Annotated in this window: 11 protein-coding genes; 7 read left to right on the forward strand and 4 right to left on the reverse strand. The window is 64.2% G+C overall.

Annotated elements, in window-relative coordinates; genetic code table 11:
* Nucleotides 1-2: 2 nt before the first annotated feature.
* The 3 genes from ACT54B_RS08400 to ACT54B_RS08410 all read right to left on the reverse strand — a co-directional run bounded on the left by ACT54B_RS08400 (nt 3) and on the right by ACT54B_RS08410 (nt 5955).
* The gene (locus ACT54B_RS08400; RefSeq protein WP_476044809.1) at nt 3-812 is read right to left on the reverse strand and encodes a TIGR02186 family protein; all 810 of its coding nucleotides are present in this window, start codon (nt 810-812) and stop codon (nt 3-5) included.
* The gene (locus tag ACT54B_RS08405; protein ID WP_476044215.1) at nt 812-1735 is read right to left on the reverse strand and encodes a sulfite exporter TauE/SafE family protein; all 924 of its coding nucleotides are present in this window, start codon (nt 1733-1735) and stop codon (nt 812-814) included. The genes ACT54B_RS08400 and ACT54B_RS08405 overlap by 1 nt, the downstream gene beginning before the upstream one ends.
* 341 nt (nt 1736-2076) lie before the next feature.
* Nucleotides 2077-5955, reverse strand: coding sequence for a peptidoglycan-binding protein (locus tag ACT54B_RS08410; RefSeq protein WP_476044216.1), 3879 nt, complete (start codon nt 5953-5955; stop codon nt 2077-2079).
* Between the two features lie 520 nt (nt 5956-6475).
* Between ACT54B_RS08410 and ACT54B_RS08415 the strand changes: the two genes are divergently transcribed.
* From ACT54B_RS08415 to ACT54B_RS08425, 3 genes are all read left to right on the forward strand, one after another.
* Nucleotides 6476-8272: an acyl-CoA dehydrogenase C-terminal domain-containing protein gene (locus tag ACT54B_RS08415; protein WP_476044217.1), complete on the forward strand. Its 1797-nt coding sequence runs from the start codon at nt 6476-6478 to the stop codon at nt 8270-8272.
* A 114-nt stretch (nt 8273-8386) separates the two neighbouring features.
* Complete coding sequence (locus ACT54B_RS08420; RefSeq protein WP_476044218.1) at nt 8387-9595, forward strand: acetyl-CoA C-acetyltransferase; 1209 nt, start codon at nt 8387-8389, stop codon at nt 9593-9595.
* Nucleotides 9596-9613: 18 nt separating this feature from the next.
* Entirely contained in the window at nt 9614-11827 is a 2214-nt protein-coding gene (locus ACT54B_RS08425) for an FAD-dependent oxidoreductase (RefSeq protein ID WP_476044219.1), read from the forward strand.
* Nucleotides 11828-14053: 2226 nt separating this feature from the next.
* Here ACT54B_RS08425 and ACT54B_RS08430 read toward each other — a convergent pair.
* The gene (locus ACT54B_RS08430) at nt 14054-17554 is read right to left on the reverse strand and encodes a PAS domain-containing hybrid sensor histidine kinase/response regulator (protein WP_476044220.1); all 3501 of its coding nucleotides are present in this window, start codon (nt 17552-17554) and stop codon (nt 14054-14056) included.
* Nucleotides 17555-17800: 246 nt separating this feature from the next.
* Between ACT54B_RS08430 and mscL the strand changes: the two genes are divergently transcribed.
* The 4 genes from mscL to rfbF all read left to right on the forward strand — a co-directional run bounded on the left by mscL (nt 17801) and on the right by rfbF (nt 21741).
* Entirely contained in the window at nt 17801-18220 is a 420-nt protein-coding gene (mscL, locus tag ACT54B_RS08435; RefSeq protein ID WP_476044221.1) for a large conductance mechanosensitive channel protein MscL, read from the forward strand.
* 150 nt (nt 18221-18370) lie between these two features.
* Nucleotides 18371-19540, forward strand: coding sequence for a pyridoxal phosphate-dependent aminotransferase (locus tag ACT54B_RS08440; protein WP_476044222.1), 1170 nt, complete (start codon nt 18371-18373; stop codon nt 19538-19540).
* A 202-nt stretch (nt 19541-19742) separates the two neighbouring features.
* Nucleotides 19743-20777 (forward strand): UDP-glucose 4-epimerase GalE, encoded by a 1035-nt coding sequence (gene galE / locus ACT54B_RS08445; RefSeq protein WP_476044223.1) that lies wholly within the window; start codon nt 19743-19745, stop codon nt 20775-20777.
* Nucleotides 20778-20970: 193 nt separating this feature from the next.
* Entirely contained in the window at nt 20971-21741 is a 771-nt protein-coding gene (gene rfbF / locus ACT54B_RS08450; RefSeq protein ID WP_476044224.1) for a glucose-1-phosphate cytidylyltransferase, read from the forward strand.
* The last annotated feature ends 1 nt before the right edge of the window (nt 21742 follow it).

The following is a 21742-nucleotide window of genomic DNA, read 5'->3' on the forward strand; positions in this document are numbered from 1 at the left end:
CCTCAATCGCGGCGGAAGATCAGGCTGGCCCCCCAGCCGGTCAGAAGGGCGAGGAAGACCGAAAACAGGCCGTAAAGCACGGGCTGGTGGTGGGCCGCATCGGTGATCTGCTGTTCCAGGCCGGTCTTGACCACCCGGAGCGGCAAGGTCTTCTCCATCACGAACTTGCCGCTCTTGAAGAGCGCCGCATGCACCATGTGCGTGCCGTTCGGAATATTGGCGGGCAGTTTCAGATTGGCCTGGAAGAGTGTGGAGCTGATGAATTTCACGCCGCCGGGATCGGGCACGTAGAGCCCGCTTTCGAGCTTCAGCCGGCGCAGCGCGCTGCGGAATTCCTCGAGAAATTCGCCGCCGCGCAGGAAGTCGGTCGGCGTGAGATCGATATGGTCGATACCGACCCCGGGGGCCTCGAGCGGCGGCACGCCCGGCTCGCCTTCGATCTTGCGGGTGGACGACAGCGAATAGGAGGCGGGCGCTTCCTTGAAGGTCACCGAATGCCGGTTCATCCAGATGCCGAAGACGCGCTCCTTGCGCCGCACGGTGGTCGTGTCCTTCGGGCCCTCCAGCGTCACGACGATATCGTATTGGCCGATGGAGTTCAGGAGCTCGTCCGCATTCACGATGGTCCCGAAAATCGCGAGATCCGCGCCCGCAAAATCGGGCGTGATCGCGATTTCGTTGGTGTTCATGCCGATTTCGAGCCGTTCCGGTACGACGTCCTTGTTGTTGACGGCCAGGTGCTGGGCGGCCGCGGAGCCGGCAGAGAGTGCGGTGGCGACCAGAAGAGCCGCGACGGGGAGAAGCCGACGCATCATCCGTTGGTCCCCCCGATCGCGAGGGAATAGATGTCGGCCGGCGTGATCACCAGCTGCAGGAACAGACGGATACCGACCGCAAGGACGAGAAGCGCCAGCAGCGCGCGCAGCTGTTCGCCGCGCAGCTTCTGCCCCACCCTCACGCCATATTGTGCGCCCACAACGCCCGCCGCCATCAGGATGAAGGCGAGCACCACGTCCACCGAATAGTTGGTCGCCGCCTGCACCACGGTCGTGTAGGCGGTGGTGAAGATGATCTGGAAGAGCGAGGTTCCGACAACGACATTGGTCGGTACGCGCAGCAGATAGATCATCGCCGGCACCATGATGAAGCCGCCGCCGACGCCCATGACCGACGTCAGCACCCCGATGCCGAAGCCGATGCCGATCACGGGAATGACGCTCAGATAGATTTTCGATTTCTTGAACCGCATCTTGAAGGGCAGCCGATGCACCCAGGGATGCTGGCCGGGCGCCTTCACCGGCACCACGCCCTTGCGGCTCTTGCGGATGGCATTCACGCTTTCGACCAGCATGAGGCTGCCGACGAAACCGAGAAACACCACATAGAGAAGCGAGATGACGAGATCGAGCTGGCCGAGCCGACGCAGGAAGGAGAAGATCCATATGCCGACCGTCGCCCCGACGAGACCGCCCACAAGCAGCACCGAGCCGAGCTTCACATCCAGCGTGCCGCGCCGGAAATGTGTGATCGCGCCGGAAACCGACGAGGCCACCACCTGATTGGCGCCGGTCGCCACCGCGACCACGGGGGGAATGTTGTAGAAAATCAGCAGCGGCGTGATGAGAAAACCGCCTCCGACCCCGAACATGCCGGACAGGAAACCCACCGCCGCGCCCATGCCAAGAATGACGAAGATATTGACCGACAATTCGGCAATGGGCAGGTAAATGGTCACGGCCCGGTTTCCTCAAACCAACTTTGCCCCCGGCGGGCGGACAATCGATCGCGCTCGGGTCGCACCCGTGCGCCCCTCAAGCAAGTGCTATAAAGACAGGAGCCCGAACCGGCGGACCGGATCGGGTTCGTCAAGTAAAGATCCTCAAATCACGCCGGAATTAAGGATCTCGTGTGTTTCGTGAAAGCGCATCCGCTCCGGTTCCAGTGTCCGCTGCCCGGCGCGGCCGGCTTGGCGAAACATTGCCCTGAAATCAGGCATTTGCTCACTCAGTTTTGAAGGTCGATGCCCGGCCTGTCAATCGGCCGGACGCCCTTTCAAGGTCCAATTGCGCCCTTGGCTCACTTGTTGCGCGCCAGAAGCTCCTTCACCAGCCGGTCGGTGATGCGGCCGTCCTGCTCCATGCCGACCTTCTTCTGGAAAGCCTTGATGGCCGCGATGGTCTTGGCCCCCATTTCGCCGTCCGGCTTGCCGGCGTCGAAGCCGTTATTGTTCAGGATGGCCTGGATGTTGCGGATCGCCTTCTTCATGTCCACGCTGGCGGTCTTGACGCCCTTGCCGGCCCAGGTGTCGGGAATTTCCGTCTGGTTGGCCTTCGGATCGACGGGCGTGACCTTCCACAGTTCCACCTTGGCCTTTGCATTGGAAAGCTGCTCGGGACGCATGGCATTGGCCACCTCGTCACGCTTGGTCGCTGCATCCTTGTCGCCGCCCTTGGCCGCGATGGCAAACCATTTGTAGGACTCTTCGAGATCCTGCGGAATGCCATTGCCGCGCGCATAGAGGATGGCGAGGTTGAACTGACTGTCGGAAACGCCGAGATCGGCAGCGCGCTTGAACCACTCCACCGCCTTGGCAGTGTCGGGCTTGCCTTCCACGCCGGTGGCAAAGAGCACGGCGAGATTGTGCATGGCGCTGGCATTCCCGGCCTTGGCGGCCTGCTGGTAATAGGTGCGGGCCTTGGTGAGGTCGCGCTCCACGCCGTTGCCCTTCTCATAGAGATTGGCAATGCGGTACTGGGCGGGCGCAAAGCCCTTGTCGGCGGCCTGCTGATACCAGCGCGCGGCTTCGGCGAGATCGGATTTCACGCCACGCCCTTCGGTGAAGCGCGCGCCGATTTCGAAGAGCGCCAGCGGGTCGCCCTTGGAAGCGGCCTCCGCAAGGGCAGGCGGTTCGATCCCGGCCGGAACGGCAATGGCGGGCGCGGCGTCTGCCGCCGGAAGGGCCGTGCTCTGCGCCGGCGCCACAAGGGGCTGGCTCGAGGCTTCGCCCGCCAGCGGAGCGGCGGCGGTGAGCGGCGTGGTCTCGGTGGCTACGGCGGGAATTGCGGCAGCCGTCGCGGCGGGTGCCGCAGGCTTGGCGAGGCTGACCGGTTTGGGCGCCTGGCCGTCCGGCGCCTTGACCGGGCCCTCGCTCTTGGCTTTCGGCTTCGGCTTGACGGTGCCATTGTCGGCGGTGTGGGCCTTTGCGGTCGGCTTCGGCGCCTTGGGCTTCTCGGCGGAAGCGGCGGGCTGAACGGTCTCCGTCTGGCTCGCGACCTCGGCGGAATTCGACCCGCTCAGGAACGTGTTGACGAGCGGCATCGTCATGATGACGAGCAGCACGGCGCCGACGGCCATCAGGATCGGCCGGCGATGCCGGTTGAACACAGAGCCGGCAGCCTGGGCAGCGGCCTTGTCTTTCGGCGCAACGGCGTCCCGCAACGGCTTGCCGGCCGCCTTGGCTTCCTGGGCGGCAGCCTGGGCAGCGCGACGGGCAGCGGCAATCAGGTCCGTCCGCTCGGCTTCGCTCGGAAAGGTGCCGGAGCGGCTCTGACCGGCGCGGACCTTTTCGAGAATGCCCTTGATGTCGGGCGCACCGGAGCCCGGTTCGAGCAATTCGGTCTCGACGCCGCCGAGCATCTCGTCTTCGGGAACCATCGGCGGCGTGGGATCGACCACGGCGCGATCCGTCGCCGTTGCAGTCCGGGCGGCCTTCTGGGCCGGCTTGTCCTTGCGCAACAGTTTCTGGGTCAACCCGGCGAGAAAGCCCTTGGTCACCCGGGGATGAACCGGTTCCTGCACGACCGGGGCGGAAAATTCGCGGGCCGTTTCCTCGACGGCCTCGGCGAGTTCCGGCTCTACCGTGCGAATGACCGGGCCGGAAAAGGCGGCAGCCGCATCGGTTTCGGCGAAGGGGTCATAGGCGTCGTCGTCCTGGCCGGCCATGAAAGGGGCGGGCTGGCGGGCGTCCATGCGCGGGGCGGCTTCCTGAAAGCGCTCCACCGGCTGTTCTGCAGCGCGGCGTCCGAAGGCCGGTTCCGCGGCGGCGGCCGGGGGCGGGCTGTCGTAGAGGCGATGATCCAGGTCGTCGAGCCGGCCGGCGATCTGCACAAGCGTATCGTGCAGCGCTTCGAAGGTGCGATGGGTGCGCTCCTCGGAAGAATGCGTCAGTTCCTCCAGATGCCGAAGATCGGAGGCGAGCGCCGAAAGCGCGGAGAGATCCACATGCTGGGCCGCAGAGCCGGCGCCACCATTGCGACCATAGGCTTCCATGACGGCTTCGGCAGCCTGACGGGCCGCTTCGATGATATATTCGTCGCTGGTCGCCATATATTCTTCGATGGAAGCCATCCGGCTTTCGAATTCCGGCGGAAAGCTTGCCGCCGGGGCTGCCGCCTGCGGGCGATTGATCAGCGCGGCCAGATTGGCGATCTGGTTTTCCAGATTGGCAAGCGCCCGGTTGTCCTGCGGCGGCGCCGAGGCGGTTTCGTCCAGACGGCGGGCAATATCCGCAAGCCGGCTCTCCAGACGAAGAATGGCGCCGTCATCCTGCGGCTGCACGGCCAGCTGCGGATATTCCAGCTCGTCGATGCGGCGGGCGAGATATTCGAGCCGTTCGGTCAGCCGGTCATTGACCACGCCATTGTCGAGCGCATCGATCTTGCGCGAGATGTCGGAGAGAAAGCCGGTGAGTTCGGGGGCGGGCGGCGCCTTGTGGCTGCGCTCCAGCAGGCGGGAGAGCTGGTCGAGACGTTCTTCCAGGCGCGCGGCGGCATCGGCGCCCGCATCCACGGTGGCCAGTTCTTCCACCCGGCCGGCCAGCATCTCGATACGGCGGGTCAGATCGTCGGCGGGATTGGGACGGCGGCGGCTCTCTTCGCCAATGGCTTCGATCTGGTCTGCCAGGCCGGCAATGCGGCGTTCCAGGCGGCTGAACAGTTCCGGTTCCTGCGTGGCGCTGCTGCGGGTGCCGGCAGCAATCGCGCGGCTGATTTCGTCCAGCCGGAGGTCGAGCCCGGCGAATTGCTCGGCGATCATGTGATCGTTCGGCTTCATCTGCCGGCCCATGGTTTCCAGCGCCTCGGCCACCGTCAGAAGGCGATCTTCGAGGGCGCGGATGGCCGGGCTGGGATTGAGGCTGCCGAGCTGGCTCTTGATGTCGTCCAGACGATAGGCAAGGGACACGACCTCGTCGCGCATCGGCGCCGGGTCGAACTCCTCCAGACGCCGCTCCATGCCGGACCAGCGCTTTTCCATGCCCCGCAGGGAATCCTCGCGCGCCAGACCATCCATCAGGGCGCGCAGGTCTTCGAACTCGGCACGCAGCGCCTCGCTGCTGCCGCGCGCCCGGCTCTGGTGGCCGAGCAGATCGATGCTTTCACCGAGACGGGCCAGTTCCAGCCGCATGTCTTCGGTATTGCCGCGGCGGTCGCTCGCCACGGACTTGATATCGTGGATTTCGGCGCGCAGCGCGTTCATCTCGCGGGAAACGCCTTCGGAAATGTCCCGGCGCAGATCCTCCCGCAGCGAAACCAGCGCCTGCGCGATATCGCGCATGTCGGTCTCGGCCGGGGCAGGAACCCGGGTTTCCCGGGCGCGATAGGCTTCCGGCTGGCGGCGCTCCTGATCGCGGCGATAATCGTCGCGCGGCTCGGGCTGGCGGCGCTCCGGCTCGCGCCGGTATTCCTCGCGTGCCCGCGGCGGCTGGGGAATGGGCGGGCGGGCCGCGCCGGACAGGGCCCGGTTGCGGCTTTCTTCCAGCATGCGCTGGCGTTCGCGGATTTCGGCGAGCGGATCGGGCCGGGCATCGCGCGGATCGCGCTCCGGCGGGCGGCTGCGGGCGGCGGAATGACCGACGAGCCCTTCGATTCGGGCTTCGAGGCCTTCGATCGTGCGGCTGAGCGCGTCCAGGGAGGACCGTTCGCCAAGGCGTTGGGAAGTCGATCGGGATCCGTTCATCTTCAAAGCTCGCTTCGACAGTTGCGCCCGGAGATTCGGGCCCTTGGGGAAGGATGGTGATTCCCGTCGTGGCTGCCCCGAAAAAGGGCTTCCTCTCCAGCCTTGCGGGTCTAAACATTCATTCTTTCGCGGGACTGACCGAAATTTTCCCGTTAGCCTTGAAAAAAATGAATGTTGACAAACCGCGGTACACCGCATTCCCTTTCGTCACCATTCTCTAATTATGGTAAACAAGTCGTTAACCGGGTTCGAAAAAATTTAACCTTTTCCCTGAAGTTCGCTTCGCAGGGGCGGTGACCGGCCCGTGTTCGAAGCGACCTGTTAACGGTTGCGTTCCTAAGCTTTGCCGCGTGGAGTGGGGCGTTCTTTTTCCCGTAGATGTGTTGCAGACGGAAATGGCGGAGAAACGCAAAAATTCACGGGCTCGGATGTTATTGACGTTTACGCGCACGTCAAATAATTGTAGAGTGATGAACAATTCCGGAGGCGGATCCGGACCAGAGGCGAAGGGACAGGAACGATGCCGATTTACAAGGCCCCGGTAGACGAGACGCTTTTCATCCTGAACGAGGTTCTGGGCCTCGAACGCTACAACAACCTTCCCGGTTTCGAGGATGCCACGCCCGACATGCTGGAGGCTATCACCGGTGAGGCCGCGAAGCTGGCGGAAGAGGTGCTCTTCCCGCTCAACCTTTCCGGTGATCAGGAAGGCTGCACCCGTCACGACGATGGCTCGGTCACCGTGCCCAAGGGCTTCAAGGAAGCCTTCGACACCTATCGCGAGGGCGGCTGGCTGGGCCTGTCCATTTCGGCCGAGCATGGAGGCCAGGGTCTGCCTTATACGCTGCACACCGCCGTCGGCGAATACATGTCCTCCGCCAACATGGCGCTGATGATGTATCCGGGCCTGACGCAGGGGGCGATTGCTGCCATCATCGTGCATGGGTCCGAGGAGCAGAAGGCCACCTATCTGCCGAAGATGGTCGAGGGCACCTGGACCGGCACCATGAACCTCACCGAACCCCATTGCGGCACCGATCTCGGCCTGCTGCGCACCAAGGCCGTGCCGAACGGCGATGGCAGCTACAGGATTTCCGGCCAGAAGATCTTCATCTCCGCCGGCGAGCACGGCATGTCGGAAAACATCATCCATCTGGTGCTGGCCCGCATCGAGGGCGCACCCGAAGGTACCAAGGGCATTTCTCTCTTCATCGTGCCGAAATTCGTGCTGAATGCCGATGGCACGCCCGGCACCCGCAACGGCGTGTCCTGCGGCGCGATCGAACACAAGATGGGCATTCACGGCAATGCCACCTGCGTGATGAATTATGACGAGGCGACCGGCTACCTGATCGGCCAGGAGAACAAGGGCCTGAACGCCATGTTCGTCATGATGAACGAGGCGCGCCTCGGCGTCGGCCTGCAGGGTCTGTCGGTGGCCGAAGTCGCCTACCAGAATGCCGTGAACTACGCCAAGGACCGGGTCCAGGGCCGGTCGCTCTCCGGCGTCAAGGCGCCCGACAAGAAGGCCGATCCGATCATCGTCCATCCCGATATCCGCCGCACGCTGATGACCATCCGCGCCTTCAACGAGGCCGGCCGCGCCTTCACGCTCTGGACCGCGCTCAAATCCGACATCGCCCACCGCTCGCCCGTCGAGGCCGACCGGCAGACGGCCGACGACCTGCTCGGTCTTGCAACCCCGATCCTGAAGGGCGTCATGACCGACAAGGGCTTCGACCATGCGGTCATGGCCCAGCAGGTCTATGGCGGCCACGGCTATATCGAGGAATGGGGCATGAGCCAGTATGTGCGCGATGCCCGCATTGCCATGATCTATGAGGGTGCCAACGGCATCCAGGCCCTCGACCTCGTCGGCCGCAAGCTCGGCATGAATGGCGGCCGCGCCGTCATGGCCCTCTTCAAGGAAGTGGGCGATTTCTGCGAGGCGAACCGCAATGACGAGACGCTCTCGGTCTATACCAAGGGCCTCAAGAAGGGTCTGAACGACCTGCAGGCCTCGACCATGTGGTTCATGCAGAACGCCATGGCCAAGCCCGACAATGCCGGGGCCGGCTCGACCGACTACATGCATCTCTTCGGCCTCGTGGTGCTCGGCTACATGTGGGGCCTGATGGCCAAGGCCGCCAACGAAGGTCTGGCTTCCGGCGATGCCTCGAAAGCCGCATTCTATCAGGCGAAGCTCGTGACCGCCCGCTTCTACATGGAGCGGATCATGCCGGAAACGGTGCTCCGCAAGGCGCGCATCGAAGCCGGCGCCGATACGATGATGGCGCTCGCCGCCGAAGCATTCTAACATCGACAGGACCCGGCTTCCCTGGAGGGAGGCCGGGTTCCGCTCATTCCGCATGCGGCTCGGGAGGCCGCCGCCGCCCCCTCTCGAGGGCGGTCCTTGAAGGAGATCCAGGACATGACCGAAGCCTATATTTTCGACCACGTGCGCACCCCCCGCGGGCGCGGCAAGAAGGACGGCGCGCTGCACGAAGTGCCGACCCCCCGTCTCGGCGCCAAGGTGCTGGAAGCGCTGCGCGACCGCAACGGCCTCGATACGGCCAAGGTCGACGACATCATCTTCGGCTGCGTCGATCCGGTCATGGAAGCGGGCGCCGTCATTGCCAAGTCCTCCGCCTTCGAGGCCGGCTATGCCACCCGCGCGCCGGGCATGCAGATCAGCCGCTTCTGCGCCTCCGGCCTCGACGCCGTGAACCTTGCCGCCTCCAAGATCGTCCAGGGCGCCGACGACATCGTCATTGCCGGTGGCGTCGAGAGCATGTCCCGCGTCGGCATGGGCATGGCCGGCGGCAGCTGGTACATGGACCCCTCCGTCAACTTCCCCGGCTATTTCATGCCGCAGGGCGTCTCCGCCGACCTGATCGCCACCAAATACGGCTTCTCCCGCGATGACGTGGACGCCTATGCGGTCGAAAGCCAGCGCCGCGCCGCCGAAGCCTGGGCCGAGGGCCGCTTTGCCAGGTCCGTCATCCCGGTGAAGGACCAGAACGGCATCGTCATCCTCGACCGCGACGAGCACATGCGCCCCGGCACCGACATGCAGTCGCTCGCAAGCCTCAACGCCTCCTTCCAGATGCCCGGCGAAATGGGCGGCTTCGAAGCGGTCGCGCTGCAGGCCCATCCCGATGTCGAGCGCATCAACTATGTCCATCATGCCGGCAATTCCTCCGGCATCGTCGATGGCGCCGCCGGCGTGCTGCTCGGCTCGAAGGCCGGCGGCGAGGCCATGGGCCTGAAGCCGCGTGCCCGCATCCGCCACTTCGCCAATATCGGCTCCGATCCGGCCCTGATGCTGACCGGCCCGGTCGACGTGACCGAGAAGCTGCTGAAGCGCTCCGGCATGGCGCTTGCCGATATCGACCTCTTCGAGCTCAACGAGGCCTTCGCCGCCGTCGTGCTGCGCTTCATGCAGGCCTTCGAGGTCCCGCATGACCGGATGAACGTCAATGGCGGCGCGATCGCCATGGGCCATCCGCTCGGCGCGACCGGCGCCATGATCCTCGGCACCGTGCTCGACGAGCTGGAGCGCCGCGATCTCTCGACCGCGCTGGTCACGCTCTGCATCGGCGCCGGCATGGGCACCGCAACGATCATCGAACGCGTCTGATTTCGGGAGAGACACTCCATGGCTTACAAGAATTTCACCGTTGAAACCGACGCCGACGGCATTGCTCTGGTCACCTGGAACATGCCGGACAAGTCGATGAACGTCTTCACCGAAGAGGTGATGGTCGAGCTGAACGCCATCACCGACGCGGTCACCGCCGATGCCGCCGTCAAGGGCGTCGTCTTCACCTCGGGCAAGTCCTCCTTCTCGGGCGGCGCCGACCTCTCGATGATCAAGGGCATGTTCTCCTTCTACCAGGCGGGAAAGGCCAAGGACGCCTCGACGGCGGCGAAGAAGCTCTTCGACCTCGTCGGCCAGATGTCCGGCCTGTTCCGCAAGATCGAAACCGCGGGCAAGCCCTGGGTTTCGGCCATCAACGGCACCTGCATGGGCGGGGCCTTCGAACTCTCGCTCGCCTGCCACGGCCGCGTCGCCTCCAATGCGAAGTCGGTGAAGATCGCCCTTCCGGAAGTGAAGGTCGGCATCTTCCCGGGCGCCGGCGGCACCCAGCGCGTGCCGCGTCTCACCAATGCGCAGGACGCCCTGCAGATGATGACGACCGGCTCCTCGCTGACCGCCTCCCGCGCCAAGGCCATGGGCCTCGTGCATCAGGCGGTCGAGCCTGACCAGCTGATCCCCGCCGCCAAGCAGATGATCAAGGACGGCCTCAAGGCGGTCCAGCCCTGGGACGAGAAGGGCTTCAAGGTCCCCGGCGGCGGCATCTGGACGCCCGCGGCGGCCCAGCTCTGGCCGGCGGCTTCCGCCATTCTCCGCCGCGAGACCGGCGGCAACTATCCGGGCGCGCTCGCCATCCTGAAATGCGTCTATGAAGGCCTTCAGGTGCCCTTCGATACCGCGCTCCGCATCGAGCAGCGCTATTTCACCGAGATCCTCCAGACGACCGAAGCCTTCTCGATGATCCGCTCGCTGTTCGTCTCCCTGCAGGAGCTCGGCAAGGGCGCGCGCCGTCCGGCGGGCGTTCCGAAGAGCAGTTTTACCCGCGTCGCCGTCGTCGGCGCCGGCTTCATGGGCGCCTCCATCGGCTATGTCACCGCCGCCGCCGGCATTCCCGTCACCCTGATCGACCGCGATCAGGCGGCTGCCGACAAGGGCAAGACCGTCTCCGAAGGCCTCGTCCAGGGCTCGGTCCAGAAGGGCCGCATGAGCAAGGAAGAGGGCGAAAAGCTGCTCTCCCTCATCACCCCCACCGCCGACTATTCGGCCGTGAAGGAGGCCGATCTCGTCATCGAGGCCGTCTTCGAGGACCGTCAGGTCAAGAAGGAGGTGATCGAGAAGGTCGAGGCCCACATGAAGGAAGGCGCGATCTTCGCCTCCAACACCTCGACGCTGCCGATCACCGGCCTTGCCAAGAACTCCAAGCGCCCGGCGGATTTCATCGGCGTCCACTTCTTCTCGCCCGTCGAGAAGATGATGCTCACCGAAGTCATCCTCGGCAAGGAAACCGGCGACAAGGCGATTGCGGTTGCGCTGGATTACGTTGCCGCCATCAAGAAGACGCCGATCGTGGTCAACGATACCCGCGGCTTCTACGTCAACCGCTGCGTCTTCCGTTACATCCACGAAGCCTATGACATGCTGATCGAAGGCGTGCCGGCGGTCATGATCGAGAATGTCGCCAAGCAGTCCGGCATGCCGGTCGGCCCGCTCTCGCTGAATGACGAAGTGGCCATCGACCTCTCGCAGAAGATCCTCAAGGCCTCCATCGCCGATCTCGGCGAGGCCGCCGTCGATCCGAAGCACATGGCGCTGGTCAACAAGCTGGTGGATGAACTCGACCGCAAGGGCCGCAAGAATGGTCGCGGCTTCTATGAATATCCGGCCAAGCCCGCGAAGAAGTTCCTCTGGCCCGGCCTGAAGGATCTCTATCCGCAGCAGAAGGCGGAAGACGTCGATCCGGCGATCATCCGCGAGCGCCTGCTCACCACCATCGCGCTCGAAGCCGCCCGCACCATGGAAGAAGGCATCGTCACCGATCCGCGCGAAGCCGATGTCGGCTCCATCCTCGGCTTCGGCTTTGCGCCCTACACGGGCGGGGCGATCTCCTACATCGACGGCATGGGGGCGAAGGCCTTCGTCGCCCAGTGCGAGAAGCTCGCCAAATCCTATGGCGACCACTTCCAGCCGACGCCGCTCCTGAAGGACCTCGCCGCCAAGGGCGAAAGCTTCTACGAGCGCTTCAATCCCTACCCGGCCGACGCCAAGGCCGCCTGACCGGCGTTCCGGCCTGAAAATCCAGCCCTCGTCCGCTCCGGCGGGCGGGGGTTTTTTACATCATGCCCGCAAAATCGCCCCCTCCTTTGGCCCCTTGTGGGGGCGTGGGGAGGGGGCAGTCATGCCAGGCCATGCTTCATCGATCCCGCGCTTCGTTCGAAGCCGGGTTATGCCTCATTTCCCCCCTCGGGACACGAGGGGTCGGCCGGGGCGCGGGAAGCACCTCGTATGAAATTATTTATATGGCGCTTACCGCGCCCCGTTTCGGCTTTATGCGATGCAACTCCGGCTTCTCTGCACCAAGCCTACGGTCCGCCGGGTATTTCGCATGCGCCCGGCGACGGGCGACCGGATTGACCGGTCTTGTTCGCACCTGATCGCTATTTTTCACGCGACCCGGCCCGTAGCAGTTTTTCGTCGTCACACAGACGGACCCCCTGTCATTTGGGGACAGGGAGCGGAAACCATTTTCTGCACCGTCTCCTCCTGCGCTGCTGCGAGAGAGCAGGAAGAAAGACCGGCTCCACCTGACCGGGATCGCAGGGCTCCCGGCGTTACCAGAGCGGAACAAGGAATATTATCCCACAGGTTTTGGTAAGGGGGATGACGGGGGTGCAAATTTATCTGCGGGGGAAATCAGAGGGTTAGGGGGGGAGTGAGTAGTGAGTAGGGAGTAGGGAGTAGTGAGTAGTGGGTAGGTGGCGACGGGTATTCGTGAGAGGAAAGGCTGCTGATGTCCTGCCCAAAGGCCCCCTCATCTGCCCTTCGGGCATCTTCTCCCCGCTGGGGAGAAGAGGGCATCGCCGACGTTTGCGCAAAACACTGGAAACCGAACGCCGGCGGCGGCTCTTCCTCTCCCCGGCGGGGAGAGGATGCCGGCAGGCAGGTGAGGGGGCCTCTGGCACTGACAGAAGAAGTCGCTTGGTTTGGAACCGATGGGGTGCGCCAAACTCAAGGGCCTCCCTCCCCCTTGTGGGGAGGGGCAGGGGTGGGGGGTAGGCCGAGGAACTCGGGGTTCAGCAATGAAGCTACATTGGGGCCTTCGGCCACATCTTACGTTCCGACCCCCACCCCTAACCCCTCCCCACAAGGGGGAGGGGGACCCCGCCGTCCTGCCGAGCGGCCCCCTCATCTGCCCTTCGGGCATCTTCTCCCCGCTGGGGAGAAGAGGGCATGGCCGACCTCAGCGCAAAACACAGGATGCCGAACGCCAGCGGTTGTCTTTCCTCTCCCCAGCGGGGAGAGGATACCGGCAGGCAGGTGAGGGGGCGGCAGGCACGGATAGAAGTCATCGCATTGTTTGGAACAGATCGGGTGCGGCAGACTCGAGGGTCTCCCTCCCCCTTGTGGGGAGGGGCAGGGGTGGGGGTATGCCGGGAAACTCGGGTTCAGCAATGAAGCTACATTGAGGCCTTCGGCCACTCTTTACGTTCCGACCCCCACCCCTAACCCCTCCCCACAAGGGGGAGGGGAATCCCGCCGTCCTGCCCAACTGCCCCCTCATCTGCCCTCCGGGCATCTTCTCCCTCGGCGGACAAGCTTCGCTTGCCGCTGGGGAGAAGAGGGAGAGTCGCCGACCTTTCCGCAAAACAACGGATGCTGAACGCCGACGGCGGTTCCTCCTCTCCCCCGCGGCGAGCTTCGCTCGTCCGCGGAGGGAGAGGATGCCGGCAGGCAGATGAGGGGGCGGCAGGCACTGACAGAGGCCATCGCATTGTTTGGCACCGATCGGGTGCGGCAAACTCAAGGGCCTCCCTCCCCCTTGTGGGGAGGGGCAGGGGTGGGGGTAGCGCGAAAAAGGTAAGGTCAATAATGGACCCAAAAGGCGGCCTTCGACCACATCTTACGTTCCGACCCCACCCCTAACCCCTCCCCACAAGGGGGAGGGGAATCCCGCCGTCCTGCCGAGCGGCCCTCTCATCTGCCCTTCGGGCATCTTCTCCCTCGGCGGACAAGCTTCGCTTGCCGCTGGGGAGAAGAGGGAGAGTCGCCGACCTCTGCGTAAAGCAATGAAACCGAACGCCGGCGGCGGTTCCTCCTCTCCCCCGCGGCGAGCTTCGCTCGTCCGCCGAGGGAGAGGATGCCGGCAGGCAGGTGAGGGGGCGGCTGGCACTAACGGGAGTAGGGCAGGCACTGGCCGGAATATGCAGGGATTGATGACCACTCGGCCGGCAAGCTTTTTCATTCCTTTCCCCCCGGCAGGGATCGGATCGGCGCTGTTGGTCCTTACTCCGCCGCCGTCTTGACGGTCAGAACCTGGGTCAGATAGGCGCGCAGCGCGGCGGGTTTTACGGGTTTGTTCTGCAGGCCGATCCCGTGTTTTTCCGCTTCGGCCCGCACGTCGGGCGTCCGGTCGGCGGTGACGAGGAGGCCGGGGATGGAGGCGCGGAAGATGGAGCGCAGTTCGAGGATCGCCTCGATGCCGTCGCCGTCATCCAGATGGTAGTCGGCGATGACGAGGTCGGGTACCGGCCCCTCCGGCGGCAGAGCCAGGATGTCGGCCATGGATCCTGCCGTCATCACGCTGCAGCCCCAGCCGGAAATCAGCAGTTTCATGCCTTCGATGATGCGGGGCTCGTTGTCGATGCACAGCACCCGCACGCCGGAAAGCGGCTGATAGGCCGCCGGCGGCGGGGTGGAGGGCAGGGCGCTCTTGTCCGCCGGTTCGGTCGCCGCCTTGGCCAGGCTGACCCGGAAGGTGGTGCCGCGTCCCGGCGTCGAGGAGAGATCGACGGGCGTATCGAGCACCCGCGCGATGCGGTCGACGATCGACAGGCCGAGGCCGAGGCCCGAGGCGGTCTTGGCCCCTTCGTCCAGCCGGGCGAATTCCTTGAAGACGGTGCGGAATTTAGAGGAGGGAATGCCGATGCCGCTGTCCACCACCTCGATCACCACCCGGTCGCCGCGGCTGCGGGCGCCCACCAGCACCGTGCCGGAGATCGTGTATTTGATGGCGTTCGAGACCAGATTCTGCACCAGCCGGCGGAGCAGGTTCGGATCGGAGCGCACCACCAGCTTGGAAGGCATGACCTTGAGCTTCAGCTTCTTCTCGCGGGCAATGGGCGCAAAATCCGTCTCGATGCGCGACAGCAGGTCGGACAGGGGCACCGAGGCGAAGCGCGGCTTCATCGCCCCCGTATCGAGACGGGAAATGTCCAGAACCGCGCCCAGAATGGTTTCTACCGATTCCAGAGCGGAATCGATGTTGCGCACGAGCGCACTGTTTTCGCCCTCCGGCATGCGCTCCACCAGGGCGGAGGAATAGAGCCGCGCCGCATTGAGCGGTTGCAGGATGTCGTGGCCGGCGGCGGCGAAGAAGCGCGTCTTGCCCAGATTGGCCTCGTCGGCCGAGGCGCGGGCCTCGCCGAGCTCGCGGTTCACCCGGGTGAGTTCGGCGGTGCGTTCCACCACCCGCTGCTCGAGCGTCTCGTTGGCCTGCTTCAGCGCCTGGTCGGCGGCCACCTGGGCGGTGATATCCGTGAAGGTGGCGACGATGCCCTTGTCCGGCAGCACGTTCGACCGCACCTCGATGATGGTCTTGCCGCCCGAAAGCTCCAGCCGGAAGGGCTGGTCGCCCGTGGTGAAATTGCGGATGATCTCGCCCTGCAGGCGCGGCGGAATATCGCCCCGCTCGGAAATCATCTGCACGATGGCGGCCAGCGGAAAGCCGACTTGCCCCGCCGTCTCGTCGAGATCCAAGAGGCTGCGGAAACGGCGGTTCCAGATGGTCAGCTGGTTCTGGCTGTCGAAGACGGCAATGCCCTGGTCCATCTGCGAAAGCGCGGTCTGCAGCATGTCCTGGTTATATTGCAGCGCCTCGGAGGCCTGGTCGAGCAGCCAGGCCGTGTCGGCCGAGGCATCTTCCACCTTCTGCAGGATCAGCGACAGCACCAGCCGGGCGGAGGACGAGCCGATGGCGCTGCCGAGCAGCTGTTCGGAATAGTGGATCAGCGCCATGTCGGCGGGCTGGCTGTCGGAGAGCGTCCGCCCGGCCTGCCGCTCGAAGGTCTGCATGGAGCGGCGCATCCGTTCCTCGCCGAGATAGCGGGCGATGGCGGTCTTGAGATCGCCGACCGAAACGCGGGTCTTCCAGCTGCGCGTGGCAAATTGCGAGCGGGAGTGGCGCTTGACGAAGATGCCCGACTGGATCCGCTCCACCGGCCGCGGATTGCGGCTGAGCGACCCGAAGACGAAGGCGGCCGTATTGGCGAGCAGGCTCAGCACCGTCGCATTCACCAGCGGATCGGGATGGTCGGAGAATAGCGAGACCCCGGGGAAGAGGAAGGACAGGATCGCCGAGGCCCCGGCCGAATAGTTCGGCCCGCCGAGGCTCGGCAGGAACAGCAGATAGGCCCAGATGACGAAGCCGGTCAGCATGCCCGCCAGCGCGCCGCGGGCATTGGCCCGCCGCCACATCATGCCCCCCAGCAGCGACGGCGCGATCTGGCTGATGCAGGTAAAGGCGAGAAGGCCGATGGAAACCAGGCTCGAGGCTGTATCGGTCGAGCGGTAATAGGCATAGCCGAGCAGCATCACCGCAAAAATCGCCATGCGGCGGATGCGCAGGATGACGCGCGCGAAATCCCGCCGCTCGCTGGAGCGGGCAAACAGGCTGCGCTGCAGGAAGGCGGGCATGATGATGTCGTTCGAGATCATGATCGACATGGCCACGCTTTCCATCACCACCATGGCCGTCGCGGCGGAGAAACCGCCGATGAAGGTGATCAGCGAAATGGCGTGGTAGCCGGAGGAAAGCGGCAGCGTCAGCACATAGACATCCGCATCGCCCGCCCCGCCGAAGGTCATCAGGCCGGCGGCCGCAACGGGAATGACGAAGATGTTGATGGCGATCAGATAGGCCGGAAACAGGTAGCGCGCGGTCTTCAGCTCGTCCGGATGCCGGTTTTCCACCACGGTCACGTGGAACTGGCGCGGCAGGAAGAGAATGGCGAAACCCGAGGTGACGATCAGCACCAGCCAGCGGGAGATCGGGGTTTCGTGGCTCATCGCCTCGATCACCAGCGAATTGGACGAGGCCATCTCCCACAGATGCGCAGGGCCGTCGAAGAGCAGGTAGACCACCGTCAGCCCCACGCCGATGAAGGCGATCAGCTTCACCATGGATTCCATCGCGATGGCGAGGATCAGCCCGTCCTGGTGCTCGGTCGCATCCGTGTGGCGGGTGCCGAAGATCACCGCGAAACAGGCGAGCAGCAGCGTCACGATCAGCGGCATGTCGATGAAATAGAGATTGCCGGCCCCGATGCCATAGGCCTTCGGATCCACCATCACGCCCACCGTGCTCGACACGGCCTTCAGCTGCAGCGCGATATAGGGAATGGCGCTCATCAGCGAGATCAGCGCGACGATGCCCGCCACCGCGGAATTCTTGCCGTAGCGGGCGCCCATGAAATCGGGGATCGAGGTGATCTTCTCGGACTTGGCGATCTCCGTGATGCGCTTCACCAGCGGCATGCCGAGCGTGAAGACGACGATGGCGCCGATATAGATGCCGAAGAATTCGAAGCCGCGCACGGCGGCGAGGCCGACGCTGCCGAAATAGGTCCAGGAGGTGCAGTAGACGGCGAGGCTGAGGGCATAGACCACCGGCCGCCCGCGCGGCGGCGCGCCGTTCTTGCGGCGCAGCCGGTCACCGTAGCTCGCCACTGCAAACAGCAGCAGCAAATAGCCGATCGATGACGCAAATATGATCCATCCTGGCAGCATCTTTTCCCCATGCCGGCAGATGTTTCCAACCGGATATGCCAAGGATAGGGCAAAACCGGGCCGCTGGAAACGGCAGGAACCGTTGAACGAAAGTCCAATGCAGGCCGAAAGGCCTGAAAGCAAAGGCCTTTCACCATATGTGAGGGAAATTCATATCCGGTGCTTTTTCCGGGTTACGAAGCGTAAAAACTCTGCTAATTATTATGTATAACTTTTAGCATGCCTGAGCGGAAAGGGGACAGGAGCATGATCGAAGAGTTCAAGGCGTTTATTGCCCGGGGCAACGTGATCGACCTTGCGGTCGGTGTGATGATCGGCGGTGCATTCGGGGCGATCGTGACCTCGCTCGTCAACGACATCATCACGCCCGTCGTCAGTCTCGTGGCGGGCAGCGTCGATTTCTCCAACTACTTCATTCCGCTGTCGGCCAAGGTCACCGCCACCACGCTTGCGGCGGCCAAGGAACAGGGCTCGGTGATCGCCTATGGCAGCTTCCTGACCATCGTCATCAACTTCCTCATTCTGGCATGGATCATCTTCCTGATGGTCAAGGCCATTTCCAAGATGCGCCGCGAGGAGCCGGCCGCACCGGCGGAGCCCGAGACCGCTCCGGCCGATATCCAGCTTCTGACCGAAATCCGGGATCTGCTGAAGGCGCGCGGCTGAAGGGCCAGCCGACTGGAGCAGAGGGCCGCGTCGCGGGTGGGGTAACCGCGGCGCGGCCATCAATTTTTGCGATTCAATCCTCAACCGAAGTCATGAGATTTCGCCGCCTGCCTCCGATACAAGGGGTCGACGTGAAATGTGAGGTTGAGGATGTCCGTGCTTGAGAACCTGAGCCCGCGGGCTCTCGCCGCCCCCGAGAGCGGCATCGTCGAAGTGGTCAATTACGCGCGCGGTCGCGAGGGCCTGATCCCGCTCTGGGTGGGAGAGGGCGACAGCCCGACACCCGATTTCATCAGCCATGCCGCCATCCAGTCCTTGCAGCGCGGCGAAACCTTCTACACCTGGCAGCGAGGCATACCGGCGCTTCGGCAGGCGCTGGCCGATTATTACGGCCGCCATTTCGGCAGCACGCTTCCCATGGAGCATTTCTATGCGGTCGGCTCCGGCATGCAGGCCATCCAGCTCGGGTTGCAGGCGGTCGTGGCGCCCGGCGACGAGGTGGTGTTCCTCTCTCCCTCCTGGCCGAACTTCGCCGCCGCCGCCGAAATTGCCGGAGCCCGCGCCATACCGGCGGAGCTGACCTATGCCGGCGGCCGCTGGCAACTCGATCTCGACCGTGTCCGGGCGGCCATCACGTCGAAAACCCGGCTTCTTTTCGTCAACACCCCCTCCAACCCCACCGGCTGGACGGCAACGGCGGAAGACCTCAAGGCGCTGCTCGGCCTCGCCCGCGAACGCGGCCTGTGGATCATGGCCGATGAAATCTATGCCCGCTATTATTACGGGAAGGGCCTGCGGGCGCCGTCCTTCCTCGATGTCATGGCGCCGGAGGACCGGATTCTCTTCGTCAACTCCTTCTCCAAGAACTGGTCGATGACCGGCTGGCGCATCGGCTGGATCGTCGCGCCGCCGGAGATCGGCCAGGTCCTCGAAAATCTCGTGCAATATTCCACATCGGGCGTCGCGCAGTTCATCCAGCAGGGCGCCGTGGCCGCGCTGGAGGAGGGCGACGGCTTCGTGGAGCAGAATATCGCCAAGGCGCGCCGCGCCCGCGACATCCTCTGCGAGGCGCTGACCGCCACCAACCGGGTGGAAACCCTGAAGCCGGATGGCGCGCTCTACAGCTTCCTGCGCATCGACGGCCTGGCCGATACCCGCAAGGCGGCGATCGACATCGTCGACAAGACCGGTGTCGGGCTGGCCCCCGGGACGGCCTTCGGCGCGGGCGGTGCGGGCTTCATGCGCGCCTGCTTCCTGCGCGATCCCGATATCATCGCCACCGCAGCCGACCGGCTGCAGGATTATATCCGCAAGCTCTAGGACCCCCTCCCGCCGCCCCGGGTCGGGAGGCCCGGCGCGGGCTTTCAGGCATTCGATAAAATTTGATCGAATGGCGAAAGCCAATTCTAACCACGCGTGTAATTACCCGCCCGGAAATACACGTGAAGGTGTTCCTGATAACCATTTTGACAGGGCTTTGCGTGCTTGATCTTCCCAAAAGAAAAACAGGGAAGACAGGGACATGGCAGTACTCGTAACAGGCGGCGCAGGCTATATCGGCAGCCACATGGTATGGGCCTTGCTCGATGCGGGCGAGGATGTGGTGGTTCTCGACCGGTTGTCCACCGGCTTTCGCTGGGCAGTCGCGCCGCGGGCGCGTTTCTATCTCGGCGATGTCGGAGACCAGAGCCTGCTCACGCAGGTTTTCAGCGAGAACGACATTTCGGCGGTGATCCATTTCGCGGGATCGGTCGTGGTGCCGGAATCGATCCGCAAGCCGCTGTCCTATTATGAAAACAACACCGGCAATACCCGAACCCTGATCCAGGCGACGCTGAATGCCGGCATCCGCCATTTCATCTTTTCCTCGACCGCGGCGGTCTACGGTGCGAACGGCATCGACCGCCCGATCCTCGAAACCGATCCGCTGTCGCCCCAGACGCCCTATGGCCTGTCGAAGCTGATGTCGGAAATGATGCTGCATGACAGCGCCTGTGCCCATGACCTGCGCTATGTGGCCCTGCGCTATTTCAACGTCGCGGGCGCCGATCCGGACCTGCGCACCGGCCAGTCCACGCTGAACGCCACCCACCTGATCAAGGCGGCGGTGGAAACCGCGCTCGGCAAGCGCAAGAAGATGGACGTCTTCGGCACCGATTACCCCACCCATGACGGCACCGGTGTCCGGGATTTCATCCATGTCAGCGATCTCGTCGATGCCCATCTGGCGGCGCTGCGCTATCTGCGCGCCGGCGGCGAGGCGCTGGTGGCCAATTGCGGCTACGGCACCGGCTATTCCGTGCTCGACGTGCTGAAGGCGGTCATGGAGGAAAGCGGCCGCCGCTTCGAGGTCAATTACCTCCCGCGTCGCGAAGGCGACATGGCCCGGGTGATTGCCGATTCCGGCCTGCTGCGGGACCGCCTGAACTGGACGCCCCGCCATGACGGCATCAACGAGATCGTCCGCACCTCGCTGGAATGGGAAGTGCTGTTGACGAAGAGAAACTCCTTCAGCGTCGCCGCGCTCCAGCAGCGGCTGGCATCGCTGACATTCTGAACGACCGGCAAACCGGTTCGAAAAGCGGCGGGCGGCTTCCTCGGAAGTCGCCCGCTCCAGTTTGGAGACAGTTTCAATCAATATCTATTCGGCATCTATCATAGATCCGGATACCAGGCATGACCCTTTCCCGCTGCACGTATCGAGAGCCCATGGCATCGGCGATCGCCCTTTCGGGCGAGGGGAGGTCCGCATGAAATGCGTGATCCTCGCCGGCGGCCTCGGCTCGCGCATTGCCGAGGAAACCCATCTGCGCCCGAAGCCCATGATCGAGATCGGCGGCCGGCCGATCCTCTGGCACATCATGAAGATCTATCACAGCCACGGCATCCGCGACTTCATCGTCTGCTGCGGCTTCCGGGGCTACGTGATCAAGGAATATTTCGCCAACTACGCCCTCTACATGTCGGACATGACCTTCGATCTCGCGGAGAACCGGCTGCAATTCCACAAGAAGAGCGCCGAGAACTGGCGCGTGACGCTGGTGGATACGGGCGAGAATTCCATGACCGGCGGCCGCCTCAGGCGCGTCGCCGACTATCTCAAGGACGAGGAAGCCTTCTGCTTCACCTATGGCGACGGCGTATCGAGCGTCGATGTCTCCGAAACCATCCGCTACCATCGCAGCCACGGCAAGCTGGCGACCGTGACGGCGGTGCGCCCGCCGGCCCGTTTCGGCGCGCTCTCGCTCGATGACGACACCGTGCGCGGCTTCGTGGAAAAGCCGGAAGGCGAGGGCGGCTTCATCAATGGCGGCTTCTTCGTGCTGTCGCCGAAGGTCATCGACCGCATCTCCGACGATGCCACGGTCTGGGAGCAGGAGCCGCTGACCGGGCTTGCCAGCGAAGGCGAGCTGAAGGCCTTTTTCCACGAGGGTTTCTGGCAGCCCATGGATACGCTGCGCGACAAGACGCATCTGGAAACCCTGTGGAGCAGCGGCAACCCGCCGTGGAAGAGCTGGTAAG

This window comes from Gellertiella sp. DMC107, from assembly GCF_056313605.1.

Bases quoted from the DNA above. Each gene is read 5' to 3' on its own strand.
- ACT54B_RS08400 (WP_476044809.1), bottom strand. From the start codon at position 812: ATGCGTCGGCTTCTCCCCGTCGCGGCTCTTCTGGTCGCCACCGCACTC.
- ACT54B_RS08410 (WP_476044216.1), bottom strand. From the start codon at position 5,955: ATGAACGGATCCCGATCGACTTCCCAACGCCTTGGCGAACGGTCCTCC.
- ACT54B_RS08415 (WP_476044217.1), top strand. From the start codon at position 6,476: ATGCCGATTTACAAGGCCCCGGTAGACGAGACGCTTTTCATCCTGAAC.
- ACT54B_RS08420 (WP_476044218.1), top strand. From the start codon at position 8,387: ATGACCGAAGCCTATATTTTCGACCACGTGCGCACCCCCCGCGGGCGC.
- ACT54B_RS08425 (WP_476044219.1), top strand. From the start codon at position 9,614: ATGGCTTACAAGAATTTCACCGTTGAAACCGACGCCGACGGCATTGCT.
- ACT54B_RS08430 (WP_476044220.1), bottom strand. From the start codon at position 17,554: ATGCTGCCAGGATGGATCATATTTGCGTCATCGATCGGCTATTTGCTG.
- mscL (WP_476044221.1), top strand. From the start codon at position 17,801: ATGATCGAAGAGTTCAAGGCGTTTATTGCCCGGGGCAACGTGATCGAC.
- ACT54B_RS08440 (WP_476044222.1), top strand. From the start codon at position 18,371: ATGTCCGTGCTTGAGAACCTGAGCCCGCGGGCTCTCGCCGCCCCCGAG.
- galE (WP_476044223.1), top strand. From the start codon at position 19,743: ATGGCAGTACTCGTAACAGGCGGCGCAGGCTATATCGGCAGCCACATG.
- rfbF (WP_476044224.1), top strand. From the start codon at position 20,971: ATGAAATGCGTGATCCTCGCCGGCGGCCTCGGCTCGCGCATTGCCGAG.